The sequence below is a fragment of the Exiguobacterium profundum genome (genome assembly GCF_001909285.1).
Classification (GTDB): domain Bacteria; phylum Bacillota; class Bacilli; order Exiguobacteriales; family Exiguobacteriaceae; genus Exiguobacterium; species Exiguobacterium profundum.
Map to the genome: position 1 here is coordinate 1713546 of NZ_MRSV01000001.1, position 12240 is coordinate 1725785.

Annotated in this window: 13 protein-coding genes; 10 read left to right on the forward strand and 3 right to left on the reverse strand. The window is 47.8% G+C overall.

Annotated features, from left to right (window positions below):
* The first annotated feature begins 7 nt into the window (after positions 1-7).
* From BBB58_RS08890 to BBB58_RS08915, 6 genes are all read left to right on the forward strand, one after another.
* Entirely contained in the window at positions 8-424 is a 417-nt protein-coding gene (locus BBB58_RS08890; protein ID WP_012726439.1) for an acyl-CoA thioesterase, read from the forward strand.
* Between the two features lie 78 nt (positions 425-502).
* Positions 503-1363, forward strand: a complete 861-nt coding sequence (locus tag BBB58_RS08895) for a M15 family metallopeptidase (protein WP_074036884.1) — start codon at positions 503-505, stop codon at positions 1361-1363.
* A gap of 11 nt (positions 1364-1374) precedes the next feature.
* Positions 1375-1995, forward strand: a complete 621-nt coding sequence (gene plsY / locus BBB58_RS08900; protein WP_012726437.1) for a glycerol-3-phosphate 1-O-acyltransferase PlsY — start codon at positions 1375-1377, stop codon at positions 1993-1995.
* A 174-nt stretch (positions 1996-2169) separates the two neighbouring features.
* The gene (locus BBB58_RS08905) at positions 2170-2940 is read left to right on the forward strand and encodes a DeoR/GlpR family DNA-binding transcription regulator (protein ID WP_074036886.1); all 771 of its coding nucleotides are present in this window, start codon (positions 2170-2172) and stop codon (positions 2938-2940) included.
* Positions 2941-2953: 13 nt separating this feature from the next.
* Entirely contained in the window at positions 2954-3607 is a 654-nt protein-coding gene (locus tag BBB58_RS08910; protein ID WP_074036888.1) for a copper homeostasis protein CutC, read from the forward strand.
* Positions 3608-3679: 72 nt separating this feature from the next.
* On the forward strand, positions 3680-4324 hold the full coding sequence (locus BBB58_RS08915; protein WP_074036890.1) for a DUF975 family protein: 645 nt from the start codon (positions 3680-3682) through the stop codon (positions 4322-4324).
* Between the two features lie 14 nt (positions 4325-4338).
* Here BBB58_RS08915 and BBB58_RS08920 read toward each other — a convergent pair whose 3' ends face one another.
* Genes BBB58_RS08920 through BBB58_RS08930 form a run of 3 tightly spaced genes read right to left on the reverse strand, consistent with a single transcriptional unit; the run spans position 4339 to position 7217 of the window.
* Positions 4339-4572: a DUF2188 domain-containing protein gene (locus tag BBB58_RS08920; protein WP_074036892.1), complete on the reverse strand. Its 234-nt coding sequence runs from the start codon at positions 4570-4572 to the stop codon at positions 4339-4341.
* Positions 4573-4617: 45 nt separating this feature from the next.
* Positions 4618-5490, reverse strand: coding sequence for an NAD(P)-dependent oxidoreductase (locus BBB58_RS08925; protein WP_074036894.1), 873 nt, complete (start codon positions 5488-5490; stop codon positions 4618-4620).
* Positions 5487-7217, reverse strand: a complete 1731-nt coding sequence (locus BBB58_RS08930; protein ID WP_074036896.1) for an ABC transporter ATP-binding protein — start codon at positions 7215-7217, stop codon at positions 5487-5489. The genes BBB58_RS08925 and BBB58_RS08930 overlap by 4 nt, the downstream gene beginning before the upstream one ends.
* 106 nt (positions 7218-7323) lie before the next feature.
* On the opposite strand from BBB58_RS08930, the gene BBB58_RS08935 reads away from it, so the two are divergent.
* From BBB58_RS08935 to BBB58_RS08945, 4 genes are read left to right on the forward strand one after another with little or no spacing between them, the layout of a single operon-like run.
* Positions 7324-8427, forward strand: coding sequence for an exonuclease SbcCD subunit D (locus tag BBB58_RS08935; RefSeq protein WP_074036898.1), 1104 nt, complete (start codon positions 7324-7326; stop codon positions 8425-8427).
* On the forward strand, positions 8427-8807 hold the full coding sequence (locus BBB58_RS15415; RefSeq protein WP_244150717.1) for an AAA family ATPase: 381 nt from the start codon (positions 8427-8429) through the stop codon (positions 8805-8807). The genes BBB58_RS08935 and BBB58_RS15415 overlap by 1 nt, the downstream gene beginning before the upstream one ends.
* Positions 8804-11434: an SbcC/MukB-like Walker B domain-containing protein gene (locus BBB58_RS08940; RefSeq protein ID WP_244150718.1), complete on the forward strand. Its 2631-nt coding sequence runs from the start codon at positions 8804-8806 to the stop codon at positions 11432-11434. The genes BBB58_RS15415 and BBB58_RS08940 overlap by 4 nt, the downstream gene beginning before the upstream one ends.
* Positions 11434-12222: an AAC(3) family N-acetyltransferase gene (locus BBB58_RS08945; protein WP_047795253.1), complete on the forward strand. Its 789-nt coding sequence runs from the start codon at positions 11434-11436 to the stop codon at positions 12220-12222. The genes BBB58_RS08940 and BBB58_RS08945 overlap by 1 nt, the downstream gene beginning before the upstream one ends.
* The last annotated feature ends 18 nt before the right edge of the window (positions 12223-12240 follow it).

Consider the following 12240-nt stretch of genomic DNA (forward strand, 5'->3'; position numbering starts at 1 on the left):
TGATTCAATGCACACGGTTCAAATCCCAGTAAGGTATCAAGAGACGGACATGATGGGCATCGTCTATCATGCCAACTATTTAGTTTATTTAGAGATTGCGCGCACGGAATTGTTACGACAACTAGGTGTCGAGTATAAAGATATGGAAGAAGCGGGATTTGTCTCTCCTGTGACAAATGTATCCATGGACTATAAGCGTAGCGTGACGTATGGTGATACGGTTCATGTTCGTGTATGGGTCGATCAATATTCAAAAATCAGAACGATTTATGGCTATGAGTTGACGAATCAACATGGAGAACTTGTTGGCACAGCGACTACAACGCATGTCGTCGTCAAACGAGGCGACTTCAAACCGATTCGACTTGATCGAGAGTTCCCGAAATGGCATGAAATGTATTTGAACGTCATGAACCCTGTTTAAGAATCTTCTGTCTTCGTACCGTCAGTGTGGTATCATATCTTGACGGTACTTTTTGTTATCTAGTTAGGGGAAGATCGCATGCGTTATCCATCGATTTTGATGGTTTGCGGCGCCTTGACGTTCATGTTAGCCGGTTGTACGACAAACGAGCAAGTTGAACCGAAAGAACCAACAACACAGTCATCAACAGTAGATGAACAAGAGACAGAACCAAATGAACCGACTTTGGATCGTGAAGATGAGACAGTCACCGAGTCACCTTCTGAGGAGGAGACGTCGGACGAGTCTGAACAGCCGACCGAACCAGTAGAGGAAGAACCTGTGGCACCTAGTCAACCGATTGAAACGGATGGTGTGGCCAATTTGGAATTAGATGAATTGATTCTTGTAAACAAGAAAATTGCATTACCCGCCGACTATCAGCCGAGTGATTTGGTAGAGGCGAACATTGATTTTGTCGACTCGACAGTCGGTGAACGTCGAATGTTACGTAAAGAAGCTGCTCAGGCGATTGAAGGTTTAATGAAAGGTGCAAAAGCAGCAGGAATTGATTTGAAAGGGACGAGTGCGTTCCGTTCATACGCCTATCAAGTCAATCTCTTCAATGCTTATGTCGAACGAGATGGCAAAGAGCAAGCCATGAAATATTCCGCACCACCAGGTCATTCTGAACATCAAACAGGACTTGCGATTGACGTATCGAGCGCCTCGGTCAACTATCAACTGACTCAAAGTCTCGGTGAGACGCTTGAAGGAAAATGGCTGGCAGATCATGCTCACGAGTATGGATTTATCATCCGTTACCAAAAAGCCTTTGAGGAAGAAACCGGATATATGTACGAACCATGGCACTTACGCTATATCGGTATTGAGCATGCGAAACAGGTACATGCATTGAATCAGCCATATGATCGCTATATTGCGGAATTTGTGAAATAAGGGGAATTGCGATGCCATATGTGACAGAAATCATGATTATTATTTTAAGTTATTTACTTGGTGCCATTCCGTTTGCCCTCATCATCGGCAAGCTCGGCTATCGCGTAGACGTTCGAGAACATGGGAGCGGCAATCTGGGAACGACGAACACGTTTCGTGTATTAGGAAAGAAGGCAGGAATCCTCGTCTTACTCGGTGACATGGGGAAAGGTCTTGTCGCTGCATTGCTGCCTCTACTGTTCGGAAGCGAGATGAGCCTGCTTCTTGCCGGGATTCCGGCAGTGATTGGACACTCTTATCCTGTCTTTGCGAAATTCAAAGGTGGAAAATCGGTTGCGACGAGCGGTGGTGTTTTGTTGGCAGCCTTCCCATGGTTCTTCTTTGTCGTCGTCGGTACATTTATCGTGACTCTCCTCACCTCGCGCATGGTATCCCTCTCCTCGATGGCTGCCGCCGTGGTGGGACTTGTGACGGCAACGACTTATAGCATCGTGACGAAAGATTGGTTACCCCTGATCGTCATCGTGCCACTCGCATTGTTCATTATTATTAAGCATCGTACCAATTGGCAACGTATACGTGCTGGGAAAGAACCAAAAGTTCCGCTGTTTCAACACAAGCCGAAATCATGACTCATGCAGGTACGTCCGTGAAGGGCGTGCCTTTTTTTGTTTTTTTTTGTTGATTTACACAAAAAAGAAACAAAAACATGTTGGATTTGCTCGTTCTTTACTTTCAATTTACGTTAAATTTACATGCGTTCGTTACACTAGAAAAGGAAAGATTATTGTGGAGGAGGCAGGGACGTGTCTTTAATCGGTGAAGAGCGTAAACAGAAAATTGTAGAATGGATCGAAAGAGAAGGCAAAGTAAAAACAAGCGAGTTAATCGAGCGTTTGAACGTATCGGGGGAATCGATTCGCCGTTATTTAGAAGAATTAAAAAAAGAACATCGAATCAAACGTGTATACGGGGGAGCGGTCCTTCATCAGAGCATGTCCTTTCAGCCTATCGTGATTGCAAACATGGATGGAATTCGTCGGATCGCCTATACCGCATTTCAGTTGATTCCAGATGATACATTATTATATATCGGACACGGGGTCGCGGCAGAGCAAGTGGCTTCTCGGCTACGTGGTCGCAATGTGACGGTCGTGACGCCATCGTTGACGGTGGCGAAGGCGTTGTTTGAACAGCGGGCGAAAGGTGTGCTTGGTGGCGAAATTCAGCTATTAGGTGGTACAATCGACCCGAAACATCTCGTGACGACAGGTGAGCAGGTCCTGGCGCAACTACAGACATATATGTTCGACCTTGCCATTTTGTCCGTCGAAGGGGTCGACGCATCACTAGGTTTAACATGTGACGCTTTCGGCCTCGCCAGTATCACCCAATCGGTGATGTCACAAAGTCGCGAGACGTTCTTACTGACGGACCATACCCAACTAAATCAACAAAAACGGTATCGCGTCTGTGATTTTTCGAAGGTTTTTGCGATTATCTCTGATTTTCCGGAGCCTCAAGATTTCAAAGGCGTCTTAGCCGAACATGGTGTGGACTGGAAGTTCGCACCGTAAAGGGAGCGATTAAATGAATGTAGAAGTGATTGTCACTACACTAACGGAAGCTATTCAGGCTGAGCAACTCGGTGCGAAACGACTCGAACTGATTGCGGATATGGAAAACGGGGGCATCACACCAAGTTTTGGAACGATTCGAAATGTGGTCGAACATGTGTCGATTCCGGTGCATGTGATGATAAGACCCCATACACATTCGTTCCATTTCAATGAGGATGATGTCGAGACTATGCTTGCGGATATCGGTCTATGCCGTGAGCTAGGTGTCGATGGAATCGTATTCGGTGCATTGACACAGGATGGCGCGATTGACGAGCGGATCTTAGGGGAAGTGATCAAGCACAAAGGGGAAATGACGCTCACGTTCCACCGTGCTTTTGATGCATCACGTGATGTCTTTGAAGCGATGGATGTGTTGAATGAATATCCGGAAGTAGATATTCTCCTTACTTCAGGCGGTGCCAAAACTGTACTAGAAGGAATCGAAACCTTGATAGCCTTGAAGGAACAGGCCGAGATGACAATTTTGCCTGGTGCAGGGATCACGGTGGAAACGTTACCGATTCTTCAAGAACGTCTTGACGTAGCGATGGTACACATAGGAAATGGCGTACGAACGAATGGACAGCTCGATGAAGTGAAGTTCAAACAACTTCTTGGATGAGCCAATGCGGAAAACAGTCGGAAGACTGTTTTTTTGCTATAATGTGAGAAAACAATAAATGTAGGTGAATTCATGCAATCTTCCGTTTACAAACAATATGCGCTACGAATGCTATCAGGGAAGTGGGGCATTTCATTACTCGTAGTCTTAACTGTCATGGTCATTCAAGCGATGATCACGACCCGACTTGATCTCTCGGCGAACGACCCCGAAGTTCTTTTGACATCGGTGGCGCTTCTTTACGGGGCGACGGTTCTGCTCGCACCTATCGAGCTCGGGAAAAATTGGGTGTTTCTCCAGGTGGCGAAAGATGAAAAGCCAACGTTCGGATTGTTGATTGAATCGTTCGGTTCACTTAAAGACTATTCACGTGCCGTGGTCTATTATGCGGTATTCTATTTAGGTCTAAACGTTCTGATGCTTTTGCTGATTGTACCTGGTGTCTGGTTCTATTTGACGTATCGCATCGCGCCATTTATCATGCGAGATGAGCCGGACCTATCTACATTCCAGGCGATGCGAAAAAGCCGCCAAATGATGAAAGGGCACAAACAGACGATGTTAAAGCTCTATGCGAGTTTTATCGGATGGTATGCGCTCGTCCTTCTTACTGGAGGCTTAGCTTATATCTTTGTCACACCATATCTTCAAACGGCGATTTCTGGACTCTATTTAGAGTTAAATGCCTCCTATCAAGCAAAACAACCGGTCGGATAACCCGACCGGTTGTTTTATGTTCCGTGCTGATCTGACTTTTTGGGGTTTGGGGCGTCTTCAAAATCTTGTTTTTCCTCTTCCGTCGCATCCGCATGCCACTTTTTTGCTTGCTCTTTGGCAATGGGGATCGCTTTCGTCTCAGAGTAGCCTTGCGCGAGTAATGCGTTCGCGATATCAATGGCTTTCTTTTTTACAAGTGGATCGAAGTTTTTCAGTGATTCTTGATAGTCTTTCATATTCCATGGCACGAAAATCGCCTCCTTCACTCCTACTAATTCCACAAACATCCGGTTTCAAACGTCTTGATGAAGATAATACTCGATCAGTGCTTGCGTGCCATTCTCTCCGTATCCATTCTTTTCAAGAATTGAATAGAGGCGATGTGCGAGCTCGAGACCTGGTAATGTCACTTGTAGATCGTGTGCGCTCTCGATAGCGAGTGTCATGTCTTTGATAAAGTGTTTGATGAAGAAGCCAGGTGCATAATCTTCGGCAATCATGCGTGGAACCAAGTTTTCAAGCGTCCAGCTACCTGCTGCCCCACCACGAATCGTACGAACGAGTGCCTCTGGGTCAATTCCAGCTCGTTTACTGAACGCTAACATTTCGGCATTCCCCATCATGATTCCGGCAATGGCGATTTGGTTGGCAAGTTTCGCATATTGACCGCTTCCTGCGTATCCCATTCGTTCTATCGATTGTCCCATCGCTTCAAATAAAGGCTTCGCTTTATTGAAGGCGAATTCACCCCCACCGACTAAAATCGACAGCGTTCCATTTTTGGCTCCGACATCGCCTCCCGTGACCGGAGCGTCAAGTGGGAGGAGACTCCGCTCAATGGCAGTCTCGGCTATCCGTTCAGCCAGTTTCGGTGAGGACGTCGTCATGTCGATCAATAATGTACCTGGTTCTGCCGAATCAAGAATGTTCCCTTCGCCAAAATAGATGGATTCGACATCGGACGGATAGCCGACAATCGTGATGATGGCATCGGCATCTCGGCAAACGTCCCGTACCGAATCACACCATGTCACACCTTCCTCTAACAATGCGGCTGCCTTCTCTTTCGTCCGTGTGTATGCTTGCACTTCAAATCCGTGTTTCATCAAGTTACGTACCATCGATTGGCCCATGACCCCGAGCCCGATAAATCCGATTGTTTTCATGTGGCTTGTCCCCCTAATAATTGTTGTGAAACGAGTCGCTGATATAGTGCGTTCTCTGTTAAAAGTTGCTCATGTTTCCCGATCCCGCTGATTCGTCCATCTTCTAAGACGACTATCTGGTCGGCATGTCTGACAGTCGAGAGTCGGTGGGCAATCACAAGCGTCGTTCGTCCGACCATCAGGCGGTCTAACGCTTCTTGGACCACGCGTTCTGATTCTGAATCTAGACTTGATGTTGCCTCGTCGAGCAATAGGATCTGTGGATTTCTTAATAACGCACGTGCGATAGCAAGCCGTTGGCGCTGCCCGCCAGACAAACGGATACCTCGCTCACCAATCTCCGTATCGAGCTGTTCTGGCATCGTTTCAATGAATGACCATGCGTTGGCCATCTCACAGGCCACTTTGATTTCATCATCACTCGCTTCATGTTGAAGTCCGTACACAATGTTTGTCCGTACAGATCCCGAAAGGACGGGGGAATCTTGAGCGACATATCCGATGATTTGACGCCAAGTATCACGCCCGTATGTTTGAATCTCTCGATTTCCATATCGAATCGTCCCTGCCGTCGGTGTGTAGAACTGTTCGACAAGTGAGAAAAGTGTCGTTTTCCCTGCACCACTCCGTCCGACGATGGCGGTTGTCGCCCCCGGTGACACTTGAAGTGTCAATCCTTGGATGACGGGTTCAGTGCCATAATGAAAAGCAACGTCTTCGAATGAGAGTGCCGTCTGATGAATCGTTTCTTCATGTGTGCTGTATGGTTCGGGACTGACTTCGAGCAATTCAGCAATCCGTTCCGTAGCTCCACGCGCCTTTTGAAGTCTCGTCAAGAATTCACTCATCGTGATGAGGGGCGTGATGATTTGGAAGAGATAGAGCATGAAGGCGAGTAGTTCGCCCGTTGATAAAGCTCCGGTCGAGACGCGATATGCGCCAAACCCGAGGATGGCAATCAACATCCCGGTCAACGTCACATTGAGAAGGGGGATGAGGATCGCTTGAATTCGTCCTTCTTTCACCCCGTAATCGAACAGTGTCTCGATTTTTGCTTTGCCGGTACTCACTTCCATCTGTTCCGTCGCTTGTGATTTGACAAGTCGAATCTCACCGAGTAGTTCGGCGAAGAAGCCGGAAAGACTTCCGAGTTCTTGTTGTGTCTCTTTTGCGATGATACGTAGCTTTCTTCCGAGCGGTATGACAATGATGAGTGTGGTCGGAACAGAGAACAAGATGACGAGTGTCATTTGCCAATCGAGTGTGAACAAGATGGCGACGGCACCGATGACCGAGACAAGAGAGGTCAACAACCTGACACTTTGTTCGGACAATAACTGTTGAAGCGTCGTCGTATCGTTGTTCAACCGAGACACCAGTTCCCCTGACTTGATACCGTCATAGAATGGAATCGGCAGTTTGACGAGATGGTCCCACAAGGTCGTGCGTAAATTGGCAACGACCCGTTGCCCCACAATATGTAACCAATAAATCGAAACGGCACTCGTGATGACCTGAATCAAAAATGCGATGACGAAATAGATGATCCATTCTGGTGTCAATAAGTCGCTGCTCCACCGGTCGACCACACGTTGCAAAATGAGCGGAATGGCCAGTGAGGCGACGGCTTGAAGGAGCGAGATCAGAATGGCTCCGACAAATAGATTTTTCGGAGGATTCGCGATTTTGAATAATTGAAAAAAAGTTTGCCATGTTGATGATTTCATTTTGAAGTCCTCCTCTCCTCTTACTTTCGCTGTTTCAAAAACGGGTGTCAAGACGTCGAATCATACGAATGACTCATGCTAGAATAGGAAAGAGAGGTGATACGTGATGAAATGGATTCACACGGCCGATTGGCATCTAGGTAAGATCGTCCATGGTCGACATATGACAGAAGATCAACGGAATATCTTATTCCATTCTTTTTTACAAATCGTAGATGAGGAACGACCCGATGCGGTCATCATCGCAGGGGATTTATATGACCGAGCCGTCCCTCCCGTCGAGGCGGTCGATTTACTCGATGAGATGTGGCGAGAGCTCGTCTTGAACCGCGGAATCCCAGTCGTAGCCATCGCAGGAAACCATGATTCGGCAGAACGTCTCGAATATAGTTCGAAGTTATTGAGACAAGTAGGACTTCACATCGTCGGGAAGCTAGACCCGACATCTGGTCCCCTTGATGTAGCAGGAGTCCCATTTTATCCGATTCCATTCCTTGAGCCGGCTCGTGTACGGCATATCCTCGGTATCGACTCGATTCGAACGCATCATGATGCACTGGAGGCGGTCATTGAAGCTTTCGGTATGATCGAAAAAAATGCCGTGACGATTGGCCACAGTTTTGTAGCGGGAGGACTGGAGACGGATTCAGAACGTCAACTATCTGTTGGCACGGCAGGACAGGTCGCCAAAGGGTTATATGAGCCTTTTTCGTATACGGCTTTAGGTCATTTACATAATCGTGATGCGATTCAATCAGAAAGAATTGCATATAGTGGGTCGCTCATGAAATATTCGTTTTCCGAGGTCAATCATGAAAAATCCGTCGACGTTCTGGAATGGAACGGTCAATGGACACGTCGTCGCCGTGCCTTGACACCAGAGCGGGATATGCGACAACTCACCGGAACATTGAACGAACTCCTTGCCCCAACTTATTATCAGCAACAAAAGACAGATGATTACCTTAAAATTGTATTGACCGATGATACGGCGCTTCATGATCCGATGGCGAAACTTCGGACTGTCTATCCGAATATCCTTCATCTTGAATTGGAACTGTTACGTCGCCAGGAGCAGACATCCACGTTTGAACGCGAGACGCTCGAAAGACAGTCAGTAGAAGAGGTATATCTCCAATTTTTTGAGGCCGTTCATGATCGCGCTGCCTCAGATGCCGTGAAGCAAATGATAGAAGAAGGTGATGTCTAATGAGACCGGTTGAATTGATGATTCAAGCATTTGGACCGTATGCAGAACGTGAAACGATTGACTTCACCCAGTTGGTTGGTCGCTCGATGTTTGTCGTCAGCGGTCGGACGGGCGCCGGGAAGACGACCATTTTTGATGCGATGACGTTCGCCCTTTATGGCCGGGCGAGTGGGTCGCTTCGAAATGCTAGTGACTTCAGAAGCCAGTATGCACAACCCGAGTTGAAGACGGAAGTAGATTTTTCGTTCACGATTCGAGGTGACCGCTATCGGATCGTAAGACAGCCGCAACAACCTCATCCAAAAATAAGACGCCAATTCCGCACGAGGCCATCCTCTATGAATGGGAGGACGGTTGGAAGCCGCTGGCGACGAAGGTGAACGAGGTACAAGAACGAATCGAATCGATTTTACAATTATCGTATGAACAGTTCAGTCAAATCTTGTTGCTCCCTCAAAACCAATTTAGACAATTACTCGACTCGAACTCGAATGAAAAACAACAAATCCTCCAATCCATTTTCAAAACTGAGGCATATCGTACGTTTCAGGAGAAGTGGGGTGAACGCTATAGCGCGTATCGAAAACAAGTGGAATGGTCGGTCGAGCGGACGCGACTCAAGTTATTAGAGCTCGAAGATGAAGCAATCGAAGAGGTGTCGACCCAGTCCATCGAGGAGATTCAACGTTGGCTTGACGAGCGTGAAGAATATCTGATGACAACATGTGATACGGCCAAAACCCAGAAACAACTGTATGCGACAGCACTGGAAGAGGCAAGAGAAGCGCTTGAGAAAGCAAAATCACTCGTCACGCTGTTCAAGGAGCGAGAAGAAACCGATCGAGCACTTGCAATCTTTTTAAACGGTGAATCGATTCGAAATGAGACACGTGAACTGCTAACAAATTTAGAGGTGGCGGCAAACATTCGTCCAGTCTTTGAACGGTTACAGGAGTTAGAGCAACTCGTGCGTCGATTGACGATGGAAGAACAGACCTCCTCGACGAAATTAGAGCACTTGCAATCCTCTCAATCAAAGTTAATGAAGCAACAATCAACGATTGAAACGGACAAAGAAGAAGTCATCTCTCTTAAGGAGCGACTTCGGATCGTCGATGAGATGATGCCAAGAATCCAGGAGCGCGCCACACTCGTGACCCTTCGTGACCGATTGATGAATCGTGCAAAAGAATTGGCCATGTTTTCAAAAGAAGTTCGGTTACAAGAACTTCAAGAAAGAGAACGGCGATTGGTCGACAGCATAAAGTCTGAACCTAGCGAACGAGCAGTCGACGCCGAGCGTCATGTCGACCGATTGGTGCATCTGGCATCTCTTGAAACAAAGGCACGTGAGTTATCGAAACAACTCGACGAATGTGAACGAACGGGCAAAGACGTTCAACGACAGTACGTGACCCAACAAGAAGTGGTCACCACGTTTACACAGCAAGAACAATTAATACTAGCGAAACAACTGAGCGAGACGCTTGTAGACGGTGAGCCATGCCCGGTATGCGGTTCTCGTCATCATGATATCCCACAACACGAAGAAACCGTTACGAACATCGCGGAGCGGGATGCGGCCGTGGCACGTCTTGATGATTTGTCCACACGCTTAATCGAAGCGAGGGCGGATTATCGTTCGCTTCATCAACAACTTGAAGCAGTCCGACAAGAACTAGATCAAGCTTCCAAAGACATTCAATTCAATGGCGATGTCACAGAAGAACTCAATAAGTGGCGAACACGTGCAGAGCTATTGCAACGGGAAGAACGAATGCGTCAAGAGAACGAACGGACACTTCGCCAACTGTCAGCAGAAATCCGACAGTTAGAGCAAGAGCGACGTCAACAGTTCGAAGAGCGGGAGCGTGTCGTATCCGAACTTGAAATGACGCAACAAAGTCTGTATGCACTCGGTCAAAGTGAAGAAACGACATTCGATGCGTTGCAGCGCGAGCGAGCCGACCTTGAGCACCGCATCTCGATGTTGATGAAACAAGTCGAAGCGTACGACCTTGAGTTTGAGACGGTGAAAAAAGCACTTTGGAAAGAGGAAGAACGACTGTCATTGATCCGTGAACAGTTGACTGAAGCATCGAAGCAGTATGATGACCAGCAGACCATTTGGGTCAATCAACTAGAAGCATCACATCTGACGCGTGAACGCTATGAATCATACGCCAATCAAATCGACAAGCGGACAATGATTCGTGAACAGTTGCAACGTGAGGAGGAAGAAGGTGTTCGACTCCGACACCATAAACAGATGATTGAAGAAAAACTGAAGAATCAGGAGCGACCAGACCTGCATGAGATGGAGATGAAAGTGAAGGAAGTGGCTGAATGCAGTGAGCAGGCGTCGAAACAGCTGATCACAGCCCAAGATGCCTTGTCTCGACATAGACACGTCATCTCGGAATGGAATACCCTTCGCGAACAGACGGCGCAAGAAGAGCAGAAATTAGAGACGATCAAATTGATTGCGGATACGGGGAAGGGAATCAACCCACAGAAAATGACGTTTGAGACATATGTTCAAACCGCCTTTTTTGATCAGATTTTTCATGCGGCCAACATTCATTTGGATCAGATGACGAGCGGTCAGTTCCGGCTTGAGCGGAAAGTCGAGACGGCGAAAGGGAATGCCAAATCTGGTCTTGAGCTTCTCGTCTTTGATGCCTATACCGGACAATCGCGTCGTGTACAAAATTTATCTGGCGGTGAAGGGTTTAAGGCGTCGTTGTCACTCGCTCTTGGACTTGCGGAGGTGGTCCAACAGCTGAGTGGGGGCATCAGTCTTGAAACGATGCTCATCGATGAAGGATTCGGTACGCTCGATGCCGAATCTCTAGACCAGGCGATTGAATTATTGATGTCTTTACAGGCGACCGGTCGGCTCGTCGGCGTCATCAGTCATGTCCAAGAATTGAAAGACCGTGTCGATGCACGGATTGAAGTGAAAAAATCTAGAAGCGGGTCGTCGATCCAGCTGATTGTGGAGTGATGGTTGTGAAAAAGATGGTGACGAAGTCGAGTCTCATCGAAAAGTTAAAAGAAGCCGGCGTTCGCTCGGGAGAGGCGTTGTTTGTCCATTCGTCGCTCTCAAAACTCGGTTGGGTATGTGGAGGGGCGCAGACCGTCATTGAAGCGATTCAGGAAGTGGTCGGTCCATCTGGGTTGATTATGATGGCGACCCAGACCGGAGACAATTCAGACCCAGCTGAATGGGAAGCGCCACCTGTCCCCGTGGAATGGTGGCAGACGATTCGCGCGGAGATGCCTCCGTACGAAGCTGATAAAACAGCGACACGTGGCATGGGACGTGTGCCGGAACTGTTCCGAAGCTATCCGCACGTATATCGTAGTTCCCATCCGATGTGGTCTGTTGCCGCCTGGGGCGATGGGGCTGAAGCCATCGTGTCCGGTCATACTATCGATGTCGGGTTCGGTCCAGGTTCACCTATCGAGCGAATGATTGAGCGAAACGCACGAATCCTTCACCTTGGGTCTCCGCTCGATGCGACGACACTCTGGCATTATGCCGAGTACGGAATTGACGGTCCGACCAAATCATTCGGTTGTGCTGTTATAGAACGAGGGGAGCGAAAGTGGCGTACATTTGAACATGTCGATGTGAACAGCGATCCGTTTGGCGCAATCGGCGAGAACATCGTCAAACAAAAGGATGTGCGAACATTTTCTATCCATGAAGCGACATGTTATCTCATTCCGTCTAGCACATGGGAACCAGTCCAACATGCGCTCATCGCGCTTCGTAGCTGGTTGAGATAGAGTAAATAGAATCGAGGG

What these genes read in the sequence shown, in the direction of transcription:
- BBB58_RS08945 (WP_047795253.1), top strand. Translation starts at nt 11,434, where the DNA reads ATGGTTGTGAAAAAGATGGTGACGAAGTCGAGTCTCATCGAAAAGTTA.
- plsY (WP_012726437.1), top strand. Translation starts at nt 1,375, where the DNA reads ATGCCATATGTGACAGAAATCATGATTATTATTTTAAGTTATTTACTT.
- BBB58_RS08930 (WP_074036896.1), bottom strand. Translation starts at nt 7,217, where the DNA reads ATGAAATCATCAACATGGCAAACTTTTTTTCAATTATTCAAAATCGCG.
- BBB58_RS08890 (WP_012726439.1), top strand. Translation starts at nt 8, where the DNA reads ATGCACACGGTTCAAATCCCAGTAAGGTATCAAGAGACGGACATGATG.
- BBB58_RS15415 (WP_244150717.1), top strand. Translation starts at nt 8,427, where the DNA reads ATGAGACCGGTTGAATTGATGATTCAAGCATTTGGACCGTATGCAGAA.
- BBB58_RS08935 (WP_074036898.1), top strand. Translation starts at nt 7,324, where the DNA reads ATGAAATGGATTCACACGGCCGATTGGCATCTAGGTAAGATCGTCCAT.
- BBB58_RS08925 (WP_074036894.1), bottom strand. Translation starts at nt 5,490, where the DNA reads ATGAAAACAATCGGATTTATCGGGCTCGGGGTCATGGGCCAATCGATG.
- BBB58_RS08915 (WP_074036890.1), top strand. Translation starts at nt 3,680, where the DNA reads ATGCAATCTTCCGTTTACAAACAATATGCGCTACGAATGCTATCAGGG.
- BBB58_RS08910 (WP_074036888.1), top strand. Translation starts at nt 2,954, where the DNA reads ATGAATGTAGAAGTGATTGTCACTACACTAACGGAAGCTATTCAGGCT.
- BBB58_RS08895 (WP_074036884.1), top strand. Translation starts at nt 503, where the DNA reads ATGCGTTATCCATCGATTTTGATGGTTTGCGGCGCCTTGACGTTCATG.